The 24,637-nt window shown below is 72.2% G+C and carries 21 protein-coding genes and 3 pseudogenes; 16 read left to right on the top strand and 8 right to left on the bottom strand.

Annotated features, from left to right (window positions below; all coding sequences use genetic code 11):
* Nucleotides 1-379: 379 nt before the first annotated feature.
* Nucleotides 380-1,105 (bottom strand): GAF and ANTAR domain-containing protein, encoded by a 726-nt coding sequence (locus tag ACZ5Y0_RS18890; protein ID WP_469129801.1) that lies wholly within the window; start codon nucleotides 1,103-1,105, stop codon nucleotides 380-382.
* Nucleotides 1,106-1,513: 408 nt separating this feature from the next.
* Here ACZ5Y0_RS18890 and ACZ5Y0_RS18885 point away from each other — a divergent pair, with 408 nt between their 5' ends.
* From ACZ5Y0_RS18885 to ACZ5Y0_RS18850, 8 genes are all read left to right on the top strand, one after another.
* Complete coding sequence (locus ACZ5Y0_RS18885) at nucleotides 1,514-2,710, top strand: carboxylate-amine ligase (RefSeq protein ID WP_469129800.1); 1,197 nt, start codon at nucleotides 1,514-1,516, stop codon at nucleotides 2,708-2,710.
* A 253-nt stretch (nucleotides 2,711-2,963) separates the two neighbouring features.
* Nucleotides 2,964-4,748 carry an N-acetylglutaminylglutamine amidotransferase gene (locus tag ACZ5Y0_RS18880; protein ID WP_469129799.1) on the top strand — a complete coding sequence of 595 codons (1,785 nt, stop codon included), beginning with the start codon at nucleotides 2,964-2,966 and terminating at the stop codon, nucleotides 4,746-4,748.
* Nucleotides 4,721-7,192 (top strand): S9 family peptidase, encoded by a 2,472-nt coding sequence (locus tag ACZ5Y0_RS18875; RefSeq protein ID WP_469129798.1) that lies wholly within the window; start codon nucleotides 4,721-4,723, stop codon nucleotides 7,190-7,192. Before ACZ5Y0_RS18880 ends, ACZ5Y0_RS18875 begins: the two co-directional genes overlap by 28 nt.
* Before the next feature lie 598 nt (nucleotides 7,193-7,790).
* A complete protein-coding gene (locus ACZ5Y0_RS18870; protein WP_469129797.1) occupies nucleotides 7,791-8,888 on the top strand; it encodes a carboxylate-amine ligase in 1,098 nt (365 codons plus the stop codon).
* A gap of 310 nt (nucleotides 8,889-9,198) precedes the next feature.
* Nucleotides 9,199-11,070 (top strand): hypothetical protein, encoded by a 1,872-nt coding sequence (locus tag ACZ5Y0_RS18865; RefSeq protein WP_469129796.1) that lies wholly within the window; start codon nucleotides 9,199-9,201, stop codon nucleotides 11,068-11,070.
* A 71-nt stretch (nucleotides 11,071-11,141) separates the two neighbouring features.
* Nucleotides 11,142-11,552 carry a hypothetical protein gene (locus ACZ5Y0_RS18860; protein WP_469129795.1) on the top strand — a complete coding sequence of 137 codons (411 nt, stop codon included), beginning with the start codon at nucleotides 11,142-11,144 and terminating at the stop codon, nucleotides 11,550-11,552.
* Between the two features lie 55 nt (nucleotides 11,553-11,607).
* Nucleotides 11,608-12,393 (top strand): hypothetical protein, encoded by a 786-nt coding sequence (locus ACZ5Y0_RS18855; RefSeq protein ID WP_469129794.1) that lies wholly within the window; start codon nucleotides 11,608-11,610, stop codon nucleotides 12,391-12,393.
* Between the two features lie 44 nt (nucleotides 12,394-12,437).
* Nucleotides 12,438-12,749, top strand: coding sequence for an NIPSNAP family protein (locus tag ACZ5Y0_RS18850; RefSeq protein WP_469129793.1), 312 nt, complete (start codon nucleotides 12,438-12,440; stop codon nucleotides 12,747-12,749).
* 55 nt (nucleotides 12,750-12,804) lie between these two features.
* Here the strand turns inward: ACZ5Y0_RS18850 and ACZ5Y0_RS18845 are convergent.
* Together ACZ5Y0_RS18845 and ACZ5Y0_RS18840 are read right to left on the bottom strand one after the other, a co-directional pair.
* Nucleotides 12,805-13,287: pseudogene (locus ACZ5Y0_RS18845) on the bottom strand (GNAT family N-acetyltransferase); the annotation flags it as partial.
* Between the two features lie 58 nt (nucleotides 13,288-13,345).
* Entirely contained in the window at nucleotides 13,346-14,152 is an 807-nt protein-coding gene (locus ACZ5Y0_RS18840) for an alpha/beta fold hydrolase (protein ID WP_469129792.1), read from the bottom strand.
* Nucleotides 14,153-14,392: 240 nt separating this feature from the next.
* Between ACZ5Y0_RS18840 and ACZ5Y0_RS18835 the strand changes: the two genes are divergently transcribed.
* The 4 genes from ACZ5Y0_RS18835 (at nucleotide 14,393) to msrA (ending at nucleotide 17,193) form a co-directional block, all read left to right on the top strand.
* Complete coding sequence (locus ACZ5Y0_RS18835) at nucleotides 14,393-14,848, top strand: hypothetical protein (RefSeq protein ID WP_469129791.1); 456 nt, start codon at nucleotides 14,393-14,395, stop codon at nucleotides 14,846-14,848.
* A 158-nt stretch (nucleotides 14,849-15,006) separates the two neighbouring features.
* A complete protein-coding gene (locus ACZ5Y0_RS18830; RefSeq protein WP_469129790.1) occupies nucleotides 15,007-15,438 on the top strand; it encodes an NfeD family protein in 432 nt (143 codons plus the stop codon).
* A gap of 3 nt (nucleotides 15,439-15,441) precedes the next feature.
* Complete coding sequence (locus ACZ5Y0_RS18825) at nucleotides 15,442-16,488, top strand: SPFH domain-containing protein (protein WP_469129789.1); 1,047 nt, start codon at nucleotides 15,442-15,444, stop codon at nucleotides 16,486-16,488.
* A gap of 189 nt (nucleotides 16,489-16,677) precedes the next feature.
* Complete coding sequence (gene msrA, locus ACZ5Y0_RS18820) at nucleotides 16,678-17,193, top strand: peptide-methionine (S)-S-oxide reductase MsrA (RefSeq protein WP_469129788.1); 516 nt, start codon at nucleotides 16,678-16,680, stop codon at nucleotides 17,191-17,193.
* Between the two features lie 287 nt (nucleotides 17,194-17,480).
* Here the strand turns inward: msrA and ACZ5Y0_RS18815 are convergent, their stop codons facing one another.
* Together ACZ5Y0_RS18815 and ACZ5Y0_RS18810 are read right to left on the bottom strand one after the other, a co-directional pair.
* A complete protein-coding gene (locus ACZ5Y0_RS18815; protein WP_469129787.1) occupies nucleotides 17,481-17,900 on the bottom strand; it encodes an SseB family protein in 420 nt (139 codons plus the stop codon).
* Nucleotides 17,901-18,278: 378 nt separating this feature from the next.
* Nucleotides 18,279-19,211: pseudogene (locus ACZ5Y0_RS18810) on the bottom strand (PHP domain-containing protein); the annotation flags it as partial.
* Between the two features lie 422 nt (nucleotides 19,212-19,633).
* On the opposite strand from ACZ5Y0_RS18810, the gene ACZ5Y0_RS18805 reads away from it, so the two are divergent.
* From ACZ5Y0_RS18805 to ACZ5Y0_RS18795, 3 genes and pseudogenes are all read left to right on the top strand, one after another.
* Complete coding sequence (locus tag ACZ5Y0_RS18805; RefSeq protein WP_469129786.1) at nucleotides 19,634-19,969, top strand: hypothetical protein; 336 nt, start codon at nucleotides 19,634-19,636, stop codon at nucleotides 19,967-19,969.
* On the top strand, nucleotides 19,947-20,411 hold the full coding sequence (locus tag ACZ5Y0_RS18800; protein WP_469129929.1) for a MerR family transcriptional regulator: 465 nt from the start codon (nucleotides 19,947-19,949) through the stop codon (nucleotides 20,409-20,411). Before ACZ5Y0_RS18805 ends, ACZ5Y0_RS18800 begins: the two co-directional genes overlap by 23 nt.
* Before the next feature lie 44 nt (nucleotides 20,412-20,455).
* Nucleotides 20,456-20,644: pseudogene (locus tag ACZ5Y0_RS18795) on the top strand (hypothetical protein); the annotation flags it as partial.
* Here ACZ5Y0_RS18795 and ACZ5Y0_RS18790 read toward each other — a convergent pair.
* Together ACZ5Y0_RS18790 and ACZ5Y0_RS18785 are read right to left on the bottom strand one after the other, a co-directional pair.
* Nucleotides 20,634-21,593, bottom strand: coding sequence for an SDR family oxidoreductase (locus tag ACZ5Y0_RS18790; RefSeq protein ID WP_469129785.1), 960 nt, complete (start codon nucleotides 21,591-21,593; stop codon nucleotides 20,634-20,636). The pseudogene ACZ5Y0_RS18795 and the gene ACZ5Y0_RS18790 sit on opposite strands and share 11 nt — an antisense overlap.
* 64 nt (nucleotides 21,594-21,657) lie before the next feature.
* Nucleotides 21,658-22,398, bottom strand: coding sequence for an SDR family oxidoreductase (locus ACZ5Y0_RS18785; RefSeq protein ID WP_469129784.1), 741 nt, complete (start codon nucleotides 22,396-22,398; stop codon nucleotides 21,658-21,660).
* A gap of 138 nt (nucleotides 22,399-22,536) precedes the next feature.
* Here ACZ5Y0_RS18785 and ACZ5Y0_RS18780 point away from each other — a divergent pair, with 138 nt between their 5' ends.
* Nucleotides 22,537-23,331, top strand: a complete 795-nt coding sequence (locus ACZ5Y0_RS18780) for a TetR/AcrR family transcriptional regulator (RefSeq protein ID WP_469129783.1) — start codon at nucleotides 22,537-22,539, stop codon at nucleotides 23,329-23,331.
* Between the two features lie 156 nt (nucleotides 23,332-23,487).
* On the opposite strand, the gene ACZ5Y0_RS18775 is transcribed toward ACZ5Y0_RS18780, so the two are convergent.
* A complete protein-coding gene (locus tag ACZ5Y0_RS18775) occupies nucleotides 23,488-24,633 on the bottom strand; it encodes an RNA polymerase sigma factor (protein WP_469129782.1) in 1,146 nt (381 codons plus the stop codon).
* Nucleotides 24,634-24,637: the final 4 nt, after the last annotated feature.

Genomic DNA, 24,637 nt, shown 5'->3' with positions numbered 1-24,637 from the left:
CTGAGCCGAGCGACATGACGGCCTAGGTACGGCTACTCAGGCGCGCAGGGCCGCCGCGTGCCGTGGCCCGCCGCGGCGGAGGTCGGTTCCCGGACGCCCACACGCGTCCGGAGCGGCGAGGGGTTCGTCCCTCTCGGCCCCCGTGTGCGGACGATGGCCGGCCGGCGACACGGTCGGTCCGTCCTCGGCCGAGGGGGACCGGCCCGGCCCCGGGCGTCACAGAGCGATCGGACCGGTACGACCCTGACACTCCCGAACGCCGACGCCGACGCCGACGCCGACGCCGACGCCGACGCCGAACGCCGAGGGCGGTCGGCGGTCCGGCGGTTGGGTGGTGGGCCGAGAGGTGACCTGTCAGTCCCGAGGCCAAGGTGACCTGTCAGTCCCGAGGCCGCAGTTCGGAGGTGATCGGAGGTCGGCCGGTGAGGTTGGTGATCAGTTCGGCGCAGAAGTCGCGGAGTTTGACGTTGCGGTGCTGGGAGGCTGAACGCAGGATGCCGAACGCCTCGTCCGCGGTGCAGCGGCGCTGGGACATGACCACGCCGAGGGCTTGGTCGATGACGCTGCGGGACCGCATGGCGGTCTTGAGCTGTTCGGCGAACTCCTGGGTGTCGCTGATGCGTTGGGCGAGGGCGATGCCACCGGTGGCCTGGGCGGCCAGGGACCGCAGGGCGCCGAGGTCGGTGTGGGTGAACGCCTCGGGAGGACCGGCGTACAGGTTGAGCGCGCCGGCCGTGTGGGTGTGGGCGGCGATCGGCAGGGAGTAGGAGGAGCGGATCCCGCAGGACACCGCATAAGCGGGGTAGTCGCCCCAGCGGCGCTCGTCGAGCATGTCAGGGACGGAGACTTCCTCGTCGGTGCGGAGGGCCTGGAGACAGGGGCCGTCGTCCTGCCCGTACTGCTTCTCGTCGAGTTTCGCCGCCGCGGCCCCCGCGCTGGCCACGGTGAGGGGCCGGCCGTCGCGCTCCAGCGTCACTCCGGCCCCGTCGGCGCCGGACAGCTCCAGGGCGGCGTCGGCCAGCGTCTGGAGGAAGTCTTCGAGGGAGTCGGTTTCCAGCAGCCAGCGGGTGACATCGCCGCTGCGGTACGTGTCGTCGCCGTTCATCGTGGGTCTCTCCGCGAGGCCCCGGGCCCCTCGGGTCGGCAGCTGTCGTGCTGCGGCGGTCGACGGAGTCCGACGTCCAAAGGAACAACCTCCAGAATGACCACTGCCGGATGCCGGGCGACGGTCGGCGCGGCGTGGTCTCGACTTCACACGCTACTCCTGCCTGACCGCCGGGCCGTCTGACGGACCGTCCCCCCTCGCGCGCCACCCGCCTCCGAGGAGGCGGGTGGCGCGCGGCAGGAGCGGTGACCGACACCTGCGCCTTGTGCCGCTCATATGTGAGGCCAGTGACGCATAAGTGCGCTCGTGAGGCTTATTTCCTCGCGTTCCGGGAACTCGCGGTCAGGCAGTGGTCGTCACCGGTCTCCGACCTGGCGGGCGATCGTCCGGTGCGGATGAGGGAGAGCCGTGGCCGTTCGGATCGGGGTAGAAGAAGAATTCCATGTGCTGGACATCGACAGCGGGCTGCTGGTGCCCCGTGCCGACGAGGTTCTCGGACGTCTCAGCCACCGGCCCGATTTCACGGCCGAACTACAGCGGTCGGCCGTGGAGTGGAACAGCCGGGTGCACGCCTCGCTGGAGTCCCTGCACGCCGACGTGGTCAAGGCGCGCATGCGGCTGGACGCGGCGGCCTCCGGTCTCGGGCTGGCCGTCGCGGCGGCCGGGACCGCCCCGCTCGCGCGAGTGACGCCGGGCGACGCCACCGCCGACCCCCGTTACCGACACATGGCCGACGAGTACCGGCAGGTCGCCGACGAGCACCTCGTGTGCAGCGCGCAGATCCACGTCGACGTGGCCGACCGGGACACGGCCGTACGGATCATGTGCGCTGTCTCGCCGTGGCTGCCCCCGCTGCTGGCCCTGTCCGCCAGCTCGCCGTTCTGGCTCGGCGCGGACACCGGGTACGCCAGTTGGCGTTCGATGCTGTGGCAGCGCTGGCCCACCTCCGGGCCGGCCGGCTGCTCCGCCGGAGCCGACGAGTACGACGCCACGGTCGCGGGCCTGGTGCGCTCCGGGGTGATCAGCGATCCGGGGATGATCTATTACGACGTACGGCCGTCCGATCACCAGCGGACGCTGGAGCTGCGCATCTGCGACGCCTGCCCGCGCGCCGAGACGGTCGTGCTCATCGCCGGGCTGTTCCGCGCCCTGGTCGAGGACGCGCGTGCCCGGCTGGAGCAGCCCGGCCGGGGTGTCGACTGCGACGGGCGGCACGAGTGGGTGCGGGCGGCTGACTGGCGGGCTGCCCGCGCGGGTCTGGAGGGTGCCCTGGTCGACCCGGCCACCCGTCTCGCCGCGCCGGCCCCCACCGTCCTGCGCGACATGCTGCGCCGGCTGCGCCCGGCGCTGGAGGCAGCCGGCGACTGGGACACCGTACGCGTCCTCACGGACGAAGCCCTGGCCCGTGGAAGCGCCGCGCACCGTCTGCGCAGGGTGGTGGAGGGAAACGGTCTGCTCGCCGGCGTCGAGACGCTGATCGCGGAGACCCGTGGCGGGCACGGACCCGACCTCGCACCCGCGGCCGTACGCCGGCCCGTCGCCACGGCCGGTGCCGCTCCCGCAGGGATCCGGGCACCGGGCTGGGGGAAAGCCGGGGACGGCTGACACCCGCGCGGCCATGCGGAACACGTCCGATGCCCGCCCGCCCCTCCCCGGCGGTGGCCGTGGCGAGGACGCCGCCGACCCGCCGCCTACGGGCGGCGCCCACCGATCAAGGAGAGCAGTTCACCATGCCCAGCAGCAGTACCACCCCGCACCGGATCGGCTCGTGCACGTGCTTGTGCTCAGGCTCGCTCGGGACTCCTCCGGCGACCAGGCCGAGTCCGGCCGACGGCGCCCGACGAGGGGGTGCGGCCTGATGTGCGGCCTCAGCGGAGAGATTCGTTTCGACGGCGGACGACCCGACCTGGCGGCGGTCGAGCGCATGACCGACCGGCTCGCCGCCCGGGGACCGGACGGCAGGGGCATGTGGTCGCAGGGCCCCGTCGCGCTGGGACACCGGCGGTTGAAGATCATCGACCTGTCGGAGTGCGGTGCCCAGCCCATGGCCGACCCCGCGGGGCGGATCGCCGGGGTCTTCAACGGTTGTGTGTACAACTACCAGGAGCTGCGTGACGAACTGCGGGGCCTCGGCCACCAGTTCTTCTCCGGCTCCGACACCGAGGTGGTGCTCAAGGCGTACCAGGAGTGGGGCACCGCGTGCGTCGACCGCCTGTACGGCATGTTCGCCTTCGTCATCGTCGAACAGGACACCGGTCGTGTCGTACTGGGACGTGACCGGCTGGGCATCAAGCCGCTCTACCTCGCGCAGGCACCAGGGCGGCTTCGTTTCGCGTCCTCGCTGCCGGCGCTCCTCGCGGGCGGCGGCATCGACACCTCGCTCGACCCGGTCGCGCTGCACCAGTACATGAGCTGGCAGGCCACGGTGGCCGCGCCCCGCACCGTCCTGGCCGGTGTGCGCAAACTGCCCCCGGCCACCGTGCGCGTCGTGGAGCCGGACGGCAGCCACCGCGACATCTGCTACTGGCAGCCGTCGTACACCCGCCGGGACGAGTACGCGCACCTGGGCGCCGACGACTGGCGGGACGCGGTGCTCGACGCGCTGCGCACCGCGGTACGGCGCCGTATGGTCGCCGACGTCCCCGTGGGCGTCCTCCTGTCGGGCGGCCTCGACTCCAGCCTGATCGTGGCGCTGCTGGCCGACGAAGGACAGCGCGATCTGGCGACGTTCAGCGTGGGCTTCGAGTCGGAGGGCGGCGAGGAGGGCGACGAGTTCCACTACTCGGATCTGGTCGCGCGGCACTTCGGGACTGACCACCACCAGCTGATGGTCCCCTCGGACCGCGTGTCGACGGCGCTGGACGCGGCGATCGAGGCGATGAGTGAGCCGATGACCAGCCATGACGTGGTGGCCTTCCACCTGCTGTCGGAGCAGGTGGCGAAGGAGGTGAAGGTCGTCCAGAGCGGTCAGGGCGCGGACGAGGTCTTCGCCGGCTACCACTGGTACCCGGATCTGGCCGCCGTCCCGAGGCAGCGCGAGCCCGAGACGTACGCCGAGACGTACTTCGACCGGCCGCACGCCGACCTCACCCGCATCCTCCAGCCCCACGTGCTGCCCGACCACGACGCCTCCGGCCGCTTCGTCCGGGAACACATGGCGCATCCGGGCGCCGAGACGGCCCTCGACGCGGCGCTGCGTCTCGACACCCATGTGATGCTCGTCGACGATCCGGTCAAGCGCGTCGACAACATGACCATGGACTGGGGGCTGGAGGCCCGCGTCCCCTTCCTCGACCACGAACTGGTGGAACTCGCCGCCGCCTGCCCGCCGGAACTCAAACTCGCCGACGGCGGCAAGGGGATCCTCAAGGCCGCCGGCCGCCAGGTCCTGCCCGTGGAGGTCGTCGACCGGCCCAAGGGCTACTTCCCGGTCCCGGCTGTCAAGCACATGGCGGGCCCCGTGCTGGAACGCGTCCGCGACGCGCTGTCGGCTCCGGAGGCCAGGTCGCGGGGCGTCTTCCGGAACGACTACGTGGACAGGCTTCTCTCGGCTCCCGACGAGCACCGGACCAGGCGTGGGGCGAACGCACTGTGGCAGGTAGCGTTGCTGGAGATATGGCTTCAGACGCACGGAATCAGGTGACCGGGGCGCCGGGGCCGCGTGGCCCGCACCCGGTGACGGAAGCCCGGCCGCACCCGCTCGGAACGTCTCTCGTCCGCGGAGCCCCCGGCAGGGACCTCGCCGCGGGGGCGCCGTCGTCCCGGGCCGACGGCGCCCCCGCGGGGACGGCTGCGGCGGCCGACGGCCGCGCGGGCCCGGGCTCCGCTCCGGTACCTGCCTCCACAGGGCCGGTACCGGTGGTCCTGCCCGACACGGCCGGGCCGCGGGACACCCCGCAACGGCTGACGTCCCACGGCTGCTGGTATCCGTCGGTGGACCCGATCGGCAGGTCCGTCGCGTTCATCTGCGACCGCGGCGGCGTGCCGCAACTGTGGACCGGACCGGTCGACGGAGACGAGGTCCACCTGCTCGACTCCGACCCGCACCCGGTCAAGGAGGTGGCCTGGTCGCCGGACGGCCGCTGGATCGCCTACACCACCGCCCCGGGAGGCGGCGAACACACCCAGGTGCTGTGCGTACGCCCGGACGGAACCGGGCGCCGCGTCCTCGCCGGCGCCGAGCCGGGCAGCTCGGCGCACCTGGGCTGCTGGCAGCACGACGGCTCGGCCCTGGCCGTCACCGTCGCCGATCCGGTCCTCGCGCGGGGTGCGGGCGACCCGGAGGACGGTCCCGTCCCGGAGGAGCCGGGCCTCGCCGATCCCGGTACGTACACCGCCCCGCGCGCGGCCGGCTGGGCCTCCCGCGACGGCCGGGCCGTGCTGCTGGGCAGCCCGCACCACGCCGACGCCGGGCCCGCCGCCCACCCCCCGGAAGGGGGAAGAAGCGGCGCGTCCGCCGACGGGCCGCCGCGGGAGGACGCCCCGCGGATCGGACGTGCGCGGACCATGGACGCCCTGCGCGCCGGATCCGCCCGCCCGGACGAGGGGTACGGCGGCGTCGCGGCGGCCCATGGCGCGGTGGTCCCGAATGCGCACGGCGGGGGCGGACCGGACGGGACGGCCGGCGGGGGACTGGCGGCCTACCTCGTCGACCCCGAAGGCGCGGTGGCACCCACCCTGCTGGCGGTCGAGCGCGCCGCCGCCACGCTGCGGGTGTGCGACATCAGCCAGGACGGGCGGCTGGCACTGGTACGCAGGGGCCCCCGCGGCCGACGCGAGGCCCTCGTGGTCCGCACCGCCGACCTGCGGACCGCGTACGTGCTGCCGGTCGCCGACGGTGATCCGTGGATCGGCCGCTTCTCGCCGGACGGCAGGACGCTGTGGCTGCGCAGCGACGCGGGACGCGAGTTCGCCGCGCTGTTCGCCGTCCGTCTCTCGCCCGAGGGAGAGGGACGGGGGCTGACCGTCGTCGCGGAGCGTGCGGACCGCGGACTGGAACTGCTGGCCTTCGGCCGCGACGGCCGCACCATGGCCCTGGCCTGGAACGTCCGCGGTGCCAGTGAGCTGGAGGTCGCCGCCGTCTCACCGCAGGCCGGTGCCGGGGACGCCCTGGTGGGGCCGCCGCGGTCCGTGCCGTTGCCGCACGAGGTGGTCACGCGGATCGGGCAGGCGGACAGCCGGGCCGGACTGGTACTGGCACTGTCCGGGTCACAGCGCCGGCCCGGAGTGTGGTGGGTCGCCGACGGTGCCGGGCTGCGCACTCCGTGGTCGTCCCGGGACGAGGACGCCGTCCCACCGGGCCGATCCCCCGTGCGCCCGGTGCCGCTCCGGCTGACGGCCCGCGACGGACTGCCGCTGAGCGGCTGGTACTACCGGGCGCCGGGGAGGGAGACCGGGGAACCGGCGCCCTGCGTGATCCATCTGCACGGCGGACCCGAGGAACAGGAACGGCCCGTGTTCAACCCGCTCTACCACGAGCTGCTGGGCCGGGGCCTGGACGTCTTCGCCCCCGACGTGCGCGGCTCCTCCGGTCACGGCCGGTCGTTCGTCGACGCCGACCTCGGCACGGGGCGGTTCGCGGCGATCCAGGACGTCGCCGACTGCGCCGCCCACGCCGTCGTGACCCGTCTCGCCGATCCCAGACGGCTGGCCGTCATGGGCCGCTCCTACGGCGGCTACCTGGTGATGGCCTCCCTGGTCTGGCACCCGGACCTCTTCCGCACCGGCGTCGCGGCCTGTGGCATGTCCGACTTCGCGACCTTCTACGCCGGTACCGAGCCGTGGATCGCGGAATCGGCCGCACACAAGTACGGCCACCCGGAGCACGACCGCGAACTGCTCCACGCGCTGTCTCCGCTGACCCGCGTCGACGCGCTCCGGGCGCCGCTTCTCGCCGTCCACGGTGAGCACGACACCAATGTGCCGCCCGGCGAATCCGAACAGTTCGTGCGCGCCGCCCGCGAACGAGGTCTGGAGGCGGAACTGTTGGTGCTGCGCAACGAGGGCCATGACTTCCTGCGCGCGGACAGCCGACGGATCTTCCGCCGGGCGGCGGCCGACTGGATCCAGCGTCACGTCGAGAAGTGACCGAAGTGCCGGGGTTCGGCGGGTGGGGCCGACCGTGGCCCGGTCGCCTCCGTCCCCTCCGCGAGGAACGGGGCCGGGGCGGGGGCCGGTACCGCCGGGGACGCCGAAGCCGGGGTCGTCCGGTGACTCCGCGGGCCGGGGCCCCGGCATCCACGCTGCCACGACGTGCGCGGTTCCCCCGGCCACGGCCGGTCGTTCGTCGGCGCCGCCTGGGGTGGCGGGCGGCCACCGGGGGCCGGTGCGACGGGCCGCGACGGCGTGATCGGCGCCGGTGGCTCACGGGGGCCGGCGCACGACCGCGCTGCATGCCGCCCGCCGCTTCGCGGCCACCGTCTCTCGGCCTGCGACGGGCTGCCGAGCCGCCTCCGACGGGCTCTCGAGGTCGGCTGCGGCTCCCCGCCCGCACAGCGCCACACGCGAGTGACATGATCCCGTTTCTGGACATCTCGTCCGCAAATATGTCGGGTTTGTGATGCGTCGAATGCGGCACTCGGAGGCAGCCCCACGGTATGCGTCCCGCGAGGCGAGGGGCGCCGCCGGACGGGCGTGAGCGCATCGCGAGCCGGTCCACGGCAGCGACCTGAACAGAGGGCGGTCGATGACCACGATCGGTGTGGAAGAGGAGTACCTGCTGGTCGACCCCATCGTGGGCCTTCCGGTGCCGCAGGCGGAGAAAGTGCGTCTGGCGGCGGACCTGGCGGACATCGTGGGCGGCAAGGAGGTGCAGGCCGAACTGCTCCAGGTGCAGGTCGAGGTGGCGACTCCGGTGTGCGGCACGCTGGAGGAGGTCGGTGGGCATCTGCTGCGCCTGCGGCACGCCGTCGGCTCGGCCGCCGAGGAGCACGGTTGCCGGATCGCGGCCGCCGCGACGCCGCCGCTGCGGGCCGGCCGGCCCGTGGGCGTCACCGACGAGGCGCGGTACCGGGCCATGGTGGTGCAGGCGCCCCAGCTGGTGGCGGAGCAGTTGGTCAACGGCATGCACGTGCACGTCGCGGTGCCCAGCCGGGACGCGGGTGTCCAGGTGTTGAACCGGATACGGGGGTGGCTGCCGGCACTGACCGCGATGTCGGCGAACTCTCCGCTCTGGGACGGCCACGACACCGGATTCGCCAGCTGGCGCACGGTGATCTTCAACCGTTGGCCGGTCGCCGGCATCCCTCCGTTCTTCCGTGACGCGGCGGACTACGACCGGAGGGTGCAGCGCTTGCTGGAGAGCGGTCTGATCTCGGACACCGGGCAGCTGTACTGGCAGGCCCGTCTGTCCGAGCGGTATCCCACCGTCGAGGTGCGCTGCCCGGACGTCCAGCTGCGCGCGGACGACGCCGTCATGCTCGCCGGTATCGTCCGGTCCCTGGTGGAGACGGCCCTCGATGAGGCAACCGCCGCCCGGGCCCCCTCCCCGGACTGGGCGCCGGAACTGCTGCAAGCCGCCATGTGGCACGCCGCCCGTCACGGGCTCGGTGACACCCTGATCGACCCGAGCGGCGATCGACGCCGCGCCGGTGACGTGCTGTGCGGACTGCTGAAGCATGTCGCCCCCGCTCTCGACGCGTCCGGCGACACCCGGCAGGTCACAGCGCTCGTCCACCGACTCCTGCGGAACGGGACCGGCGCTGACCGGCAGCGGGCGGCACTCGCGGAAGGCGGCATGCGCGCGGTCGTCGACCTGATCACCAGGGAGAGCACCGCGCCGTAGTCGCGGCGGCCTCCCGCCACACCTCCCGCGCCCGCTGACCGGCGCGGCAGGTGTCCGGCGAGGAGATCCCGTCACATTCACCCGAACGGAGTGGTCACCGGGGCAACTGTGGCAAGAGCGCCCCAGCGGAGAGGCGGCGGCAGTACCTTGACCGTCGTATCCCTCGGCACGGGAGTGGCCGCCCGTCATGCTCGTCACCCCGTCAGGTGTCGTCCGTGGGGATGGACGGTGTGCCGGCGTGCCCCGGCTGCCCGACAACGCGACATGGCAGGGGAGTTGACGGATCATCAGGGGGAGCGACGTGTCTGGCGTGAGCCTTCCGGAACACCGTTACAGCCGTACGGAGGCCACGCGCCTGCTGTGCGCGGGTGTCTATCAGGACGCGGGCTTCCGGCGACGCGTCGTCGAGGAACTGCTCGACCACCGCGAGCGGCCGGTCGCCCCACCCAACGGGGTCGACGTCCTGCCCGTGCTGTCCCACGCCCTGCGGGTGACCCGGCAGGAGGCGCGGGCCGCACTGCTGATGCTCGGTGCCTGGGTGGGCTTCTTCCTGTCCGACGTGATCATGTTCTGGGACAGCCTCTCCGACCGCTGGGGCGACGGCGCCGACGTCCACCTCGGCGACGTCGTCCTCGTGCTCTTCGAGGGAGACGACCGGCTCACGGCCGGGATGCCACTGCCCTGGTCCGTGTTGTACGCGATGGTCTGCCTGGCGCTGTGGTTCGCCCACACGGTCCGCGCCGGTGGCAGCGCCGCCCGTTCCGCGGGGTTACCGGACCCGGTCGCCAAGGCCGCCGACGGGGCGGGTTCACTGTTGTCCCTGGGAGCCGGGGCCTTCGCCCTCTTCTACTGGTGCTGGTACGTCTTCGGCGTGCTCGGCGGCGACGTCCAGACGCCGTACCCCCTGCTGTTTCCCCTCGCGATGGCGCTCATCGTCTGGTGGTACCAGACCTGGCAGCGCAAGGCCCTGTGCCGCCGACTGGCCCGCTGGACGTTTCCCACCGCCACCCAGCCCGAGCTGCCCGCGGGCCACCTCTACGAGAGGGTGCGCGACGACGTCCGGCGTGAGCAGGAGGCCGCGCTCACGCTGTACGGCGACGACAGCCCCTTCGTCGGCCTGGGGGAGCAGGGCGCTGCGTGGTCGTTCGCCATGGAGTTGCGCAAGCGCGCCCCACGGGCCGGCGAATCCGACACCGCGGATGCCGGTCCCGACCGCACCGACGGCAGCGTTCTGCCCCACCAGGTCAACAGCACCGATGACGGCACTCCGCCCCACCAGGTCAGCGGTCCCCTCACCGCGGATTCCGCGCTCGCCATGATCGAACCGCAGCTGTCACGGCTGCGCGAGTCCGCCGCCCTGAGCGGCCGGGACCGGCTGCGGGACCTCGAGGTCGATCGGTTCGTCTACCTGCCGGGAGGGGTGGCGCGCGACGAGGAACTGGAGGTCGGCGGGGCCCCCGACCCGACCACCCTCACCCATGGCGCCGGCCGACGGCGCGGCCTGTCCGTGTACGACCCGGCCCAGGTCGCCGCCCACCTGCGCGAAGCCGTCGACGAGAGCGGCGAGGGCCGACGCGTGTTCCTCCGTGTCCGCGTCGGCGCCTGGCACGAGCAGGTCGTCGTCACCGTCCTCGTCCGTGTCCACACCCAGGGCCGCATGCTCATGCTCGAAGTGCTGCCCTTCGTCCTCACCCCCGTCCGCAAGGACTTCCGCGCCGTCGACACCTTCGTGGACAAGCTTCCCGAGACCTGGGTCCGGGCGGCGATGCGCGCCCTGCGCCGGGCGCCGGTGATCGGAGTCGACGCCGGCATCGGAGGGCTCGCCACCCTGCGCAAGGCCCTGGTGACCTGCTGGAAGGACAGCGAGGCGACCCCGGACGCACCGAGAGTCTCCCTCCGCGAACTGGTGAGCACCCACAAGCTGTCGGCCTTCCAGCGGATGGACAGCACCCGCTATGTGAAGACGATCCAGGAACGCATCGTCAACGGTGTCCGCGAAGCCCTCAAGGCCCACGGATACCGCACCGAGGAGTTCGAACAGCACGTCTACCAGCTCAGCGGCGGCAGCGTCTTCATCAAGGACATGTCCGGCGGCGCGGTGGCCACGGGCACCCACGGCAGCGCCGCCCACCACGCCACCGAGCCGCCCCCGTCGGCGCCCCGCGCGAACCGCACGACCTGAGCGCGCACCACACGCCACCAGACGCACGCCACGAGACGCGAACAGCACGCCACGAGAGAGGGGACGCCCCCATGTCGACCAGCGGAAACAACGCTCCGGAGCAGCCGCCGAGCAGCGGTGGCAGCGTGAGCATCGGCTCGATGACCGGAGGATCGGTCGCCACCGGCAGCCACGGCAAGGCCACGTCGTACAACACCACCGGTGCGGGGCCGGACCCCCGCCACGCCGAACTCCTCGCGGCCATCTGCGACTTGCGCGACGCATTGCCGCCGGTGGGGGAGCGCAGTGCCGAGGACGCGAGGCTCGACGGCGAACTCGCCGAGGTGGAGGCCGAGATCGTGGACACCGGCTGCGCCGGGAGCGGCCGGCTCACCCAACTGCTCGGCGGGGTGAGGAGTTGGCTGGGCTCCCAGGGCGCGGCTGTCGGCGCGGTCGCCTCGGCCACCGCTGTCGTCCAGGGTGTCGCCCAACTGCTCGGCTGATGAGCGCGCCACGCCCGATGACGGACACGCCACTGAGGCACGGAGGACGGCAGAGATGAGAGTGTTCGACACCGAACGCCAGGAGTGGGCCGGATCCCGACGTGAACGCCTCTTCCACGTCGAGCAGTATCTCGACCTGCCCCGTCAGCGGAACGCTCTCCAGCGCACGGCGGTCGTCCTCGCCGTGTGCGGGGTGGCCTTCGGCACCTGGGCCCTGGCCTGGAAGGACGAGCCGAAGCCCTACCGTCCCCCGGCCCAGGAGGCGCCCGTCGATCCGGGCGCGACCGACGACGGTCCCTCGGGGGAGGAGACGTCGGCCGACCCGAGCGTGACGGCCTCGGCGTCGCCGCCGACGGGCTTCGAGGCCCTCGACGACTCCGAGGGCTTCCGTATCGCCCTGCCCGAAGGATGGTCCCGCGACAGCAACCCGTCGCAGTACGGCATCGACATCGTCGAGTACCGCGGCCCCGACGGCATCCGCCGGGTCCAGATCTTCCAGCTGATGGAGGATTCGCCGCACGCCTCGGTGGTGGAAGCCCGGACCACGGCGAGCAAGCTCGACGGGTACCAACAGGTTCGCCTGGAGTACGTGCCGGACCCGGCCGGGAACGAGGCGGCCGAGCACGAGTACACGGCGGACGAACTGAGCGGTGAACCCACCACCGGTTCCGGCTACCACGTCATCGACTACCGCTTCGCGGCCGTCGACGGAAAGAACTACGCCCTCATCGTCTACGGCGCACAGGACGACGGAGCGGAGGACGAACGCGAACTGCTCGACACGGCCCGCGCGTGGTTCTGCCCACCGTCCACCCCGTGCGAGGCGCCGGAGGCATCCTGACCACTCGTCTCGGGCGTCAGCGGTGGCGCGGCATGATGGAGCCCATGATCACGATTCATCTGAAGTACGAGATCGACGCCGACAAGCTGGACGACTTCGAGGAATACGGCCGCCGCTGGGTCGGCCTCGTCAACCGTTTCGGCGGAACGCACCACGGCTACTTCCTGCCCAGCGAGGGAGACAGCGACATCGCCTACGCCCTCTTCTCCTTCCCCAGCCTCGCCGCGTACGAGCAGTACCGCGCGGACAGCATGTCGGACCCGGAGTGCCGGGCCGCGTTCGAACTGGCCCGCAGCACCCGCTGCATCAAGCGGTACGAGCGCCGCTTCCTCCGGCCGCTGGAGGGTGTGGCGTAGCCGGGGGCGCGGGCGGCGGAGTCACAGGCGGAGCCGGTGCGGTCACGCGCGGAGCCGACGGGATGAGGAACTCGAACTCGGGGCGGTCCCACCCGACGGCGGGTGGGTTCGCGGGTGCCGTCCCGGTGCGCACCGCGCCCACGCCGCGGTAGAAACCCTCGGCCGGGGGATGCGACACCACTCGGACCCGGTCGAGCCCCGCGGCACGCGCCTCGGACTCCATGTGCGCGACGAGCAGTCGCCCGATGCCGCGCCCCTGTGCCTCGTCGGCGACGAACAACAGGTCGAGCTCCCGCGCGGCGAGGAGCAGCGAGTAGAAACCGAGGACGCGACTCTCGCGCTGGTCACCGTCGACGGCCACGAAGACGCGGTGCGCCTCGATGTAGTCGCGTCCCACGCGATAGTCCGAGACCATCGCCGCGTACTGCCCTTCGTAGGCGCGCGAGCCACGCACGAGTCGCGTGAGCCGCTTGGCGTCCCTGGCGACGGCGCGCCGTACGGTGATCGGCCCGCTTCCAGGCGTAATGCTCGACTTCATAAGACGAGTATTACGCACCAGGTGGGACCCGCGTCCGGGCATGCTCCTCTCGCCCTGCTCACGACGGAGCCCTGCCCGCGGCCGTCGACCGCGCGCGCCGGACGGGGAAGAACGTCGGGACGGGATCGTGTGCCAGGTAGTCCAGGACGAGGCGGTTGACCTGCTCGGGCTTCTCCATGGGCAGCGCGTGCGACGTCCCGGGGACGACGGCCAGCTCGGCATCGGGGACGGCGCGATAGAGGGCGATGGTGTGCTCGAGTGTCACCAGGTCGTCATCCCCCACGACCACCAGGGTGGGTGCGCTGATCCGTCCCAGGTCGTCCGTGGAGATCGTCGGCTGCGTGCGGATCATGTCGATGACCTTCTCCGCCACGATCGGCCAGTGCGCGCCGCCATCGGGCGACGTGGCTTCGTACATGTCACGGAACATCGCCATGTCGGGAGCATCGGGCCTCATGTGATCGAACATCTCCGGCGTCGATGAACTCTCCGGACCTGGAAGGAAGTTGGCTCCCATCACGACGATCTTCCGCATTAGTTCCGGACGCGCGACGGCGACGAGCAGCGCCACGATCCCGCCGTCGCTCCACCCGACGAGATGGGCCGGACCGCCGACGACCGCCTCGATGAAGGCGATGGTGTCCTCGGCCATGGCCTGGTAGGAGAGCGGTCCGTCGACGTCGGGGGTGTGCCCGTGCCCGCGACGCTCGGGAAGGAAGACGTGGTACCGCTCCGCCAACGCGGCTCGCTGCGCCCCCCAGGTGTCGTTCGTGCAGAGGCCACCGTGGAGAAGGAGCAGCGGATCACCGGCGCCCTCGGACTCGTACCAGGTGCGCACATCGGGGAGCTGCACATAAGTGCCCATCGGTCCAGGCCTCCTCGCCTGCGACTGGCGTCGGTACCCGCCAGTCTCCCCGGCCGACCGGACGGCCCGCAACACGAGGCCGGATCCGGGAGCCTCGGCCGCCGGGTCGTATCCGGCGGCACCTCGGGTACTCGTCGCCACGAGCCGCCGGCGAGAACCTGCACGTCGACGGCGGGATGAGCGTCGGTCCTCGACCGGCGGACAGGCGTCGGTCCCTGACCGGCGGACAGGAGAGCCCCCGTGAGCGGGACGACGGACGGCACGACCGCCCCGCACGGCGTCCTGGGCCAGGGGAAGGCCGCCGTCGCCGTCGACGCACAGCAGCCGCGGAAGGTCGCGGCCCGCTTCACCGAGGACGCGGTCTTCCAGGGCCCGCACCCCTCACGGCGTGGGGAGCGGGGAGTCGCCGAGCAGTACGAGGGAGTCGCCGAGTACTACGACTCCCGGCCCCTCGGTGCGCGGGCCGACTCACCGGATTCCGAGGGCCGGACGGTTCGCCGGCGACCTCTGCTCGGGCGCCTGAGCGCGGGTTCACCCTTGCCCGATCGACCCACGATCGTCTTCCACCTCGGTGTTCCGGTCAGGAACGTGCAGTACGGCCGGCTGATCGGCCACGACCAGGTCTCGCCCTTCGGCCGGCCCGGCAGGTCACACCTCGATTCCCCAGGACGGGGATGGGTAAAGGTCTTCCCATAAGAGAGCGTGAAGCAGTCGCTCGGGTGCGGCGCCGCGGTGAGGTCCGTGAGCGTGTCACCAGAACACCTCCGCCGGTGACGGACGCGACCGACGCGCCGTACCGGTGACCACGGACGGTGCGACCCGTTCACGCGCTCGTGTCCTCGGAAGGGGGCCCTATGGATCCGTGGCTGATCTGGTTGATCGTTGCCGGAGTCCTCGCGGTGGCGGAGATCTTCACACTCACCGCCGCCCTGGGCATGCTCGCCGCAGCCGCGGCGGTCACGGCCGGCACCGCTGCCCTGGGGATACCGGCGCCCTTCCAATTCCTGGTGTTCACCGTCGTCGCCACGTGCGGCGTGGTGTTCTTGCGCCCCGTCGCGCTGCGACATCTGGTGCAGCCTCAGAGAGAGCGCTTCGGCATCGACGCGTTGATCGGGAAGCCCGCCTACGTCGTCTCGGAAGTGACCGGCCTCGGTGGCAGAGTCCGCATCGAGGGTGAGGAGTGGACGGCGCGCGCCTATGACGAGACGTTGGTGATCCCCCCTGGAACGGCCGTCGATGTCATGGAGATCAGCGGCTCCACCGCACTCGTCTACCCCCGGGAGTGAACCATGGAAGCCTCGGCGTTCCTCATCGCCGGCCTGATCGTCGCGCTGATCGCGGTCTTCACCGTGGTGCGGGCGGTGCGCATCGTGCCCCAGGCGCGCGCTCGCAACGTCGAACGACTCGGGCGCTATCACCGGACGCTGAAACCCGGCCTCAGCGTCGTGATCCCCTACATCGACCGTGTGTACCCGGTGATCGATCTCCGGGAACAGGTCGTCTCCTTCAAACCGCAACCCGTCATCACCGAGGACAACCTCGTCGTGGAGATCGACACCGTCCTGTATTTCCAGGTGACCGATCCCCGGGCGGCCTTCTACGAGATCGCCAACTTCCTCCAGGCGGTCGAGCAGCTCACCGTCACCACCTTGCGCAACGTGGTGGGTTCCATGGACCTGGAGAAGACCCTCACCTCCCGCGACACCATCAACAGTCAGCTCCGTGGCGTGCTGGACGAAGCCACCGGCAAGTGGGGCCTCAGGGTGAACCGGGTGGAGATCAAGGCCATCGACCCTCCCCAGTCCATCAAGGACGCGATGCAGAAACAGATGCGGGCGGAGCGGGACAAGCGGGCCGCGATCCTCGGGGCCGAAGGACAACGCCAGTCGCAGATCCTCACCGCCGAAGGCGACAAGCAGGCCGCCGTGCTGCGTGCGGAGGGCAACCGCACGGCCGCGATCCTCCAGGCCGAAGGACAGTCCCGGGCCATCGACGAGGTGTTCCAGGCGGTGCACCGCAACGATCCCGATCCCAAACTGCTCGCCTACCAGTACCTCCAGACGCTGCCGCACCTCGCGCAGGGCCCCGGCAACAACTTCTGGGTGATCCCCAGCGAGATCACCTCCGCACTCCGTGACGTCTCACGGGCGTTCACCGACGTGCTGCCCCAGTCGCCGGCCACCCGCGAGAAGCTCTCGGACGACGGGGTCGCCCAGGCCGCCAGTGACGCCGCGCAGGCCGCGGAAGCGGCTGCCGAGGCCCTCGCCGACGCGGCCAAGGCCGACGGCGCCGCCCCCGCCGCCCTCCCGGACGACCGGAGCCCCCGAACCGGGTGATCCGGGGGCGCCGCGGGCCGCACATGTGCCTCCGGGGCCCGGCGGGCGGCCGGTGTCCGGCCGGAGCGACCTCGACCGGCAGCTTGCCGAGACCATGGACGAAGATGGGAGCGCACGCGCGGGACGGCCCCGACGAGCCCGAGGCCCGCGCGGTGGGGTGAGTTCCACGAAACAAGGAAGGCAGAACCCGTGACGAGTGAGACCCGCCAGAAGGCATGGCTGGCCGGCGGTTGCTTCTGGGGCATGCAGGACCTGATCCGAAAGCTGCCCGGCGTCCTGAGCACGCGAGTCGGCTACAGCGGTGGCGGCACGCCCGACCCGACGTACCGTGATCACGGCAGCCACGCGGAGTCGATCGAGATCGTCTTCGATCCCGCCGTCACCGACTACCGCACCATCCTGGAGTACTTCTTCCAGATCCACGACCCGACGACGAAGAACCGGCAGGGCAACGACATCGGCGCCAGCTATCGTTCGGCCATCTTCTACCTGGATGACGAGCAGCGCCGTGTCGCCGAGGAGACGATCGCCGACGTCGACATGTCGGGACTGTGGCCGGGCCCGGTCGTGACCGAGGTCGTCCAGGCCGACGAGTTCTGGGAGGCCGAACCCGAGCACCAGGACTACCTGGAGCGCTACCCGGAGGGTTACACCTGCCACTTCCCGCGCCCCGACTGGCGCCTGCCCAGGCGCGACGCGGTCTGACCCGCCGACCGTCACGTCCGAGGCCGTCCCACTCGCCGAGGTGGGGCGGCCTCGGTGGTGTAACGGTGCTCGGGCGGGCCGGCCCGCAGTGGTCATGAGCAGGCCGTCCTGACGCCCGGCCGGTGATCGTCCTGTCGACGCGTGCCGGCCGGGTCGGCATCTGTCGCCGGGTCGGCCGTGCGGCGGTGGGACGAAGTGCTCGCGCGTCGACCGCCGCGCCGGCCGCCGAGTCCAGGACCGCGAGGGGATGACCGTCGGCGAGGAGCCGTGCGCAGCCGGGGCGCAGGTCACGGCGGGATGCGCGGAACCAGCAACGTGTGTACGTCCTGGCCGGCGAAGATCAGACCGTCGGGATGGCCGAGGTCGATGGCGAGCGCCAGGTCCTCGTCGGTGGGCCAGTTGACTGCCAGCAGGCCGAGGAGCACCTGGTGCCCGATGCGGACGTCGGGGAGCGTCCGGAGCATGCGCTCGACCGACGTGAAGACGGGAACCGTATGCGGTCGCGGCGGGTCGTCGATCACCGGGAGGGTCAGCCTGCCGTCCTCCGGGGAACGGCGGGCGATGAACTCGTCCGGCTCCGGGACGAGGATGTCGCAGGCGACCAACGTGTCCAGCACCGCCCGGTCGCCGGGGGTGCGGTTGAGGTCGCGCAGTGCCTCCTGCGCGGCCGCCACGAGCACTTCCTCGGGGATGCTGTCGTCGTGCATGGCTTGCCCCCATCAGGGCCCCGGCCGGACCGTCCGGTGCGGGATGCGCCAGGCGGCGGCGTGGCTTCACCTTCCCCCTACCCGGGGCCTGATGGGGCCATGCGGCGTCCCTGCCAGCGAGGCGGGCGGACGTGTCCCCGGGCCCAGCCGATCCGACCCCTCCTCACCTCGGGCGGGCGTGGATATCCCTGGGAGTGGGCAGAGCGTCGTCCGGCGTCAGGGCCGTCACCGACGGGCGGGTGCCACCGGCTCGGCGCGGCCGTGCCCGGACATGTCACGTCGCGGGTCCCAGGAACAGGCCCCCGTGCCGGTGCGGTCATGCCGTGGAGCGCCGCGCGCCTGGGGAGGGTCCGCCGGGGACGGGCCCTCTCGGAGCGGTCACGCCGTGGAGCGCCGCGCGCGTCGGCCGCCCTTGTCCAGGAAGCGGCGCAGCCGGGCGTGCGGCCAGGTGTTGATCACGTCCTCCTTGGAGAGCCGGCCGCGCTGGGCCGTACCCACGCCGTACCGCATGTGGGCCAGGTGGAGAACGGAGTGGGCGTCGCTGTCGATCGCGAACCTCACGCCGTGCCGCCCCGCCCGCAGAATGTCCTCGTCGCGCAGGTCGAGCCGGTCCGGATGGGCGTTGACCTCCAGGGCGGTGCCGGTGCGGGCGCAGACGGCGAAGATCTCGTCGAGGTCGGCGTCGATGCCCGGCCGCTTGCCGAGGATACGGGTGGTGGGGTGGCCGATGACGTTGACGTACGGATTCTCGCAGGCCCGGACGATCCGCCGGGTCAACGCCTCGCGACTCTGGTCGAAGTGGGAGTGCACCGAGGCCACGCAGAGGTCGAAACCGGCGAGGAAGTCGGCGGGCCAGTCCACGGCGCCGTCGGGGGCGATGTTCAGCTCCACTCCGTGCAACAACCGCATACCGCCCCGCCTGCCGAACCTCCGGTCCAGTTCCCGGACTTGATCGCGCTGGGCGAGCATCCGCCCGGTGGTCATGCGTTGCATGTACAGGTCCGGCCCGTGGTCGGTGATCGCGTAGTAGGCGTAGCCGCGCTCCGCCGCCGCCCGCACCATGTCCTCCAGCGTGGCGAGACCGTCGGTGAGATCGGTGTGGGTGTGCAGGTCGCCCCGGAGGTCGGACTCGGTGACCAGCTCGGGCAGTTCGTCGCGCAGTCCGGCCTCGATCTCGCCGCGGTCCTCGCGCAGCGTGGGCTCGATCCACGGCAGGCCGAGCCGGGCGTACACGTCCTCCTCCGTGGCGGAGACGATCTTCGCACCGCTGTCCACGTCGAACAGCCCGTACTCGGAAAGCCTCAGCCCTTGGGTCAGGTCCGCGTACTCCTGGAACAGGGCGGCGACCTCGTCGTTGGACCGAGCCACACCTCCAGGATAGGCAGTGAAGCGGCGGTCGGACCGGCGCGGGCCGATGCGCGCCGCCCGGTCGTCCGCCGTGTCGCCGTGCCTGCGGGCAGCGGCCTCCGTGACCGTGTGCTCGGGTTACCCGTCCAGTGGGGTGGCGGCGCGGTGCCCAGCACCGTGGGCGACGCGCTCTCCGGCGGCGATCTCGACACAGGGCGCCGCCCTGCTCCCGTCCAGCTCCGCCGCTTGTTCGGCGAGGGCCGACCCGGCGGCCTGGCCGGCGCCCGCCGGACAGTGGGGTGTCCCGAGGTTGCAACCGGTACCCGGGTACAGGTTTACCGTCGGAGGTGTCCCCGCCGGGGGACGTGACGACGGGAGTGGGCGCGATGAACGATCTTGCCTGGGTGCCGCAGTCCTGCGCGCTGCCCACCGCTGATCGACCCCTGCGGGTCGCCGAGTGGGATGCGCTGTTCGCCGAGCGGCTGACCTCGCTGTCGCGGCCCCGGCCGCTCGGCCTGCGCCTCGAGCTGACCGGGAGCCCGCTGGTGGAGGACCAGCTCCTGGACCTGATGGAGCGGGAGAGCGGCTGCTGCTCGTTCTTCACCTTCACCTTCACCACCGCCGACGACCTGATACGGCTGGACATCTCGGTGGACCAGGCACACGAGGCGGTCCTGGACGCCCTGGCCGCGCGGACGGCTGACGCGGGGGAGCGGCGGTGAGTGCGGGCCTGCGCAGCGGCAGGTCGCCGAAGCGGCCGGGGTGAACCTCCAGACCCTTCGCTATTACGAGCGGCGCGGTCTGCTCGCCGAGCCCGAGCGCAGCAACGGCGGTCACCGCCTCTACGACGAGAACGCGATCACCACGCTGCGGGTCATCAAGGCCGCCCAGCGGCTCGGATTCACGCTGGAGGAGGTCGCCGAGCTGTTGGAGGCCGGCCGGCACCGGCACGGCCGTCCCGTGGCAGGGCTCCAGGCGCGGGCCGCGGCCAAACTCGCCGAGGTGGACGCCGAGATCGCCGATCTGACCACCATCCGCACCGCCCTGACCGCCGCCGTCGACGCCGGGTGCGACGACCTGACCGCCTGCGCGTCCAGCTCCTGCTGCCCCCTTCCGTTCACCGACCTCGCCGAGGAGAACCGTCATGCCGGACCGGACGGCTGAACTCACCTCCGGCGCCCGCGAGGCCCTCGGCAGCCTGGCACCGGCCTTGTCCCTACGTCCGTCAGCTCGACGCCCTGGAACGGCTCGGACTGGGTGACGCGTGGTTGCGCGCGGTCTGCCACGGGAACGGGGCGCGGCTCTGCGGGCATAGGCGCGCCGACGTCGGCGCCACGCCGCGCGTTGCCGGGACGGCGCCCGGCTCGGAGCTGCGGGCGACCGCGCCTACCTCGTGACCGCGTCCTCCGCCCCGGCCGGGCCCTCGGCCGCGTTCGCCGGGTGCGCGGTGAGCAGGTCGGCGAGGCCGACCCGGGTGAGGAACTCGCGGCGGACGCGGTCGGCGACGTCCGAGACCTCCTCGGAGCCGTCGTCGGCGGGGTCGATGTGGACGCGGTACGGGCGCTGCCCGGCCGGCAGGGCGACGATGCGGGTGATCTCGTCGGAGACCATCGAGGCGTCGGCGTCCTCGGGGGCCAGCCCGGCCAGTTTCCTGGAGACCTGTTCCATCAGGCCCGGGTGCCTCGTCTCGTACGCCGCCTCGGTGGCGCTGTCGGCCGGGTGGCCGGAGTGGGCGAAGTGGTTGGTGCCGCTGGTGAAGGAGCCGGGGACCACGATCGAGGTCTCCACGCCCCAACGGGCCACCTCGGCGGCGTAGCTGACCGCGAGGGAGTCCATCGCGGCCTTGGCGGCGAAATAGGGGGCGAGGTAGGGCGGGGTGCCGCCCTTCACACTGGAGCTGGACACCCAGACCACCAGACCCCTGCCCGCGGCGCGCAGGTGCGGCAGGGCCGCGCGGTTGACGCGCTGGGTGGAGAGCACGTTGACGTCGTAGAGCTCCGCGAGCTGTTCGGGGGTGAACGCCTCGGCCGGACCGGTGACCATGTGCCCGGCGTTGTGGATCAGGACGTCGATACGGCCGTGTTCGGCGATGACCCCTCCGATCGCGGCGTCCACAGACTCCTGGGAGGTGACGTCGAGTTCGACGGCACGCAGGTCGACGCCGTGCTGGGCGCCGTACTCGGCGGCGGCCCTGACCTGCTGCGCGTTGCGGGTGCCGGTCTGGCGCATACCGGCGTAGACGGTGTTGCCGGCGTCGGCGAGGGCGCGGGCGGTCAGGGCGCCGAAGCCGCTCGAGGCGCCGGTGACCACGACGATGTTCTTCACGGGGTTCTTCTCCTCGGGCATCGGTTCCCGGCAGGGTGGCAGGGCGAGAGAGGCGTGCCGGGCGGGACGGGAGGGGGCCAGGCGGTCAGGCCAGGCCGCCGTTGGCGTACAGGACCTGGCCGTTGATCCAGCGCGCCGGTCCGGCGAGGAACGCGACCGCCTCGGCGATGTCGTCGGGGGTGCCCAGGCGCTCCAGTGGCGCCGCCTTGGACAGATTGTCGATCGTGGCCTGGTCCTTGCCCTCCAGGAAGAGGGGCGTGGCGGTGGGGCCGGGGGCCACGGCGTTGACGGTGATGTCCCTGCCGCGCAGTTCGCGGGCCAGGACGAGGGTCATGGCCTCGACCGCGCCCTTGCTCGCCGCGTAGGCGCCGTAGGTCGGGAACTGGAGGCGGGTGACCGAGGTCGAGAAGTTGACGATGGCGCCGCCGGCGCGTACCCGGCGGGCCGCCTGCTGGGAGACCACGAACGTGCCGCGGATGTTGGTGCGGTGCATCCTGTCAAGGTCGTCCAGGTCCAGTGTGGCGATCGGCGACAGCAGCATGATGCCCGCCGTGTTGACGACGACGTCGACGCCGCCGAACTCCCGCTCCAGGGTGTCGAAGGCCTCCGCCATGGCGTTCTCGTCGGCGATGTCACCGCCGACCGCGATCGCCCGGCCGCCTGCCGCCGTGATGGCGGTGACGGTGTCGTCGGCGCGGGTCTGGTTGCCGGCGTAGTGGACGCCGACGGCGATGCCGTCCTCGGCGAGGCGCTCGGCGACGGCGCGGCCGATGCCGCCGGAGCCGCCGGTGACCAGGGCGACGCGGGCTGTGGAGTCGTCCTTCATGGTGATCCGTCCTTCGTGAGGTGTTCCGCGGGCGCGGAGCCCGGGACGGTGCGCGACAGCCGTGGGAATCGCCGCTAACGGTTCTGACACATCAACGCTAACACATCGATGATGTGATGCAAGTGTTAGCATCGATGCATGGCGACGGTCGAGACGAGGACAACCCAGCCCCGCGAGCGGATCCTGCGAGCCGCGACGGCCCTGCTCGCCGAGGGCGGACGAGACGCGGTGTCCACACGCGCGGTCAGTGCGGCCGCCGGCGTGCAGGCGCAGACCATCTACCGGCACTTCGGCGACATGCGGGGACTGCTCGACGAGGTGGCCCGTCGCGGATACGCGTCCTATCTGGCCGCCAAGCAGGCCCAGGACGGCGTAGGCGACCCCGTGGCGCAGTTGCGGAACGGCTGGGACACGCATGTGGCGTTCGGGTTGGCCAACCCCGCGCTCTACAGGCTGCTGTACACCGAACCGCGGCCCGGCCAGCAGTTCGCCGTCACCGGTGCTGCGCACGAGGTGTTGCTGCACATCGTCGAACGGGTGGCCAGGGCCGGCCGGCTGCGGGCGGGCGTCGAGGCGGCCGCGACGATGATCCACTCCTCGGGAATGGGCGTGACCCTCACCCTCATAGCCGCGCAGGCCGACGGCAGGCTCGCACACTACGAGGGTCTGTCCGAGAACGTCCGGGAAGCCGTCCTGGACTCCGTGCTCACCCCCGCCGACGTCGTCGTCACCCGGCCGGGCCCCGAAGCCCGCTCCGTGAGCGTGCACGCCATCGCCCTCAAGTCCCTGATACGCGACGGAGCGCGGTCCCTCACCTCCGCGGAGCGCATCCTGCTCACCGAGTGGCTGGACCGGATCGCGGCCGACGGGGGCGGTGCGCAGCCCGACGCCGGCACGGCCGTACCCGGCGTGGGCCCCGCGCCACGGCAGTAGTGCCTGACGGGCCGCGGGTGCAGTGTGCGGGAGCACGTTCCGCGGCTGGACCGATGGCCGAAGCCGGACCGGTGGCCGACGCGGTTCGCGCGAGGCGGCCCGTGAACACCCCGCCGTCGGCGCCCCGGACGGTCGACGGCGAGGTGCGGTGGCTCGTCAGCGGGACCCGCGGGCGTTGAGCCGGGCGGCCTGACGCGTCAGGTGGTCGCGCTCGGCAAGGCCGGGTGCCTTCCGGGCCGCCTCGGCGTACAGCCGTGCCGCCGTCGCCACGTCGCCGTCGCGCTCGTGGAGGTACGCCGCCACCGCGGTGTGGCGGGGCAGTGAACAGTCCACCGCCGCGAGCGCGGCCAGGCCGGCGCGCGGCCCGTCGGCCTCGCCGACCGCCACCGCACGGTTGAGCCGGACGACCGGGCTGTCGGTCAGCCGAGTCAGCTCGTCGTACCACTCGACGATCTGCACCCAGTCCGTCTCCTCGGTGCTGGGCGCGTCGGCGTGGAGGGCCGCGACGGCGGCCTGGGCCTGGAACTCGCCCAGCCGGTCGCGGGCGAGAGCCGCCTGGAGGATCTCGACCCCCTCGGCGATCGACGCGGTGTCCCACCGGCCGCGGTCCTGCTCGGCGAGCGGCACCAGACTGCCGTCGGATGCGGTCCGGGCGGCGCGCCGGGCGTGATGGAGCAGCATCAGGGCGAGCAGCCCCGCCACCTCGGGGTGGTCGATCGCGGCGGCGAGCTGCCGGGTGAGCCGGATGGCCTCGGCGGCGAGGTCGACGTCGCCGGAGTAGCCCTCGTTGAAGACCAGGTAGAGGACGCGCAGCACGGTGGCGACGTCGCCGGGCCGGTCGAACCGCACGCGGGAGACGGTGCGCTTGGCCCGGCTGATGCGCTGCGCCATGGTCGCCTCGGGCACCAGGTACGCCTGGGCGATCTGGCGGGTGGTCAGCCCTCCGACGGCACGCAGGGTGAGCGCGACCGCGGACGACGGCGTCAGCGAGGGGTGGGCACACAGGAAGTAGAGCTGGAGCGTGTCGTCCACGGCGGCCGCGGGCCCGGGCGCCGGCTCCTCTTCGACGAGGTCCTCCCGACGGCGGCGGGCGGTGTCCGAGCGCCGCGCGTCGAGGAACCGGCGCCAGGCCACCGTGACCAGCCAGCCCTTCGGGTCCCGCGGCGGGTCGGCCGGCCAGACGCGGACCGCCTCGACCAGGGCTTCCTGCACGGCGTCCTCGGCCGCCGCGAAGTCGGCTCCGCGGCGGACGAGGACGGCGAGCACGCTCGGTGTGAGGCTCCGGAGCAGGACCTCGTTCATTCCG

This window comes from Streptomyces sp. NPDC033216 (genome assembly GCF_055577115.1).
The sequence above is the reverse complement of the archived record's forward strand: the minus strand, read 5'-3'. Positions and strand labels throughout refer to the sequence as shown.

Excerpts from the sequence above, each read along its gene's own strand:
- ACZ5Y0_RS18890 (WP_469129801.1), bottom strand. The coding sequence starts at position 1,105 with ATGAACGGCGACGACACGTACCGCAGCGGCGATGTCACCCGCTGGCTG.
- ACZ5Y0_RS18880 (WP_469129799.1), top strand. The coding sequence starts at position 2,964 with ATGTGCGGCCTCAGCGGAGAGATTCGTTTCGACGGCGGACGACCCGAC.
- ACZ5Y0_RS18875 (WP_469129798.1), top strand. The coding sequence starts at position 4,721 with ATGGCTTCAGACGCACGGAATCAGGTGACCGGGGCGCCGGGGCCGCGT.
- ACZ5Y0_RS18870 (WP_469129797.1), top strand. The coding sequence starts at position 7,791 with ATGACCACGATCGGTGTGGAAGAGGAGTACCTGCTGGTCGACCCCATC.
- ACZ5Y0_RS18860 (WP_469129795.1), top strand. The coding sequence starts at position 11,142 with ATGTCGACCAGCGGAAACAACGCTCCGGAGCAGCCGCCGAGCAGCGGT.
- ACZ5Y0_RS18855 (WP_469129794.1), top strand. The coding sequence starts at position 11,608 with ATGAGAGTGTTCGACACCGAACGCCAGGAGTGGGCCGGATCCCGACGT.
- ACZ5Y0_RS18850 (WP_469129793.1), top strand. The coding sequence starts at position 12,438 with ATGATCACGATTCATCTGAAGTACGAGATCGACGCCGACAAGCTGGAC.
- ACZ5Y0_RS18840 (WP_469129792.1), bottom strand. The coding sequence starts at position 14,152 with ATGGGCACTTATGTGCAGCTCCCCGATGTGCGCACCTGGTACGAGTCC.
- ACZ5Y0_RS18830 (WP_469129790.1), top strand. The coding sequence starts at position 15,007 with ATGGATCCGTGGCTGATCTGGTTGATCGTTGCCGGAGTCCTCGCGGTG.
- ACZ5Y0_RS18825 (WP_469129789.1), top strand. The coding sequence starts at position 15,442 with ATGGAAGCCTCGGCGTTCCTCATCGCCGGCCTGATCGTCGCGCTGATC.
- ACZ5Y0_RS18815 (WP_469129787.1), bottom strand. The coding sequence starts at position 17,900 with ATGCACGACGACAGCATCCCCGAGGAAGTGCTCGTGGCGGCCGCGCAG.
- ACZ5Y0_RS18805 (WP_469129786.1), top strand. The coding sequence starts at position 19,634 with ATGAACGATCTTGCCTGGGTGCCGCAGTCCTGCGCGCTGCCCACCGCT.
- ACZ5Y0_RS18790 (WP_469129785.1), bottom strand. The coding sequence starts at position 21,593 with ATGCCCGAGGAGAAGAACCCCGTGAAGAACATCGTCGTGGTCACCGGC.
- ACZ5Y0_RS18785 (WP_469129784.1), bottom strand. The coding sequence starts at position 22,398 with ATGAAGGACGACTCCACAGCCCGCGTCGCCCTGGTCACCGGCGGCTCC.
- ACZ5Y0_RS18780 (WP_469129783.1), top strand. The coding sequence starts at position 22,537 with ATGGCGACGGTCGAGACGAGGACAACCCAGCCCCGCGAGCGGATCCTG.
- ACZ5Y0_RS18775 (WP_469129782.1), bottom strand. The coding sequence starts at position 24,633 with ATGAACGAGGTCCTGCTCCGGAGCCTCACACCGAGCGTGCTCGCCGTC.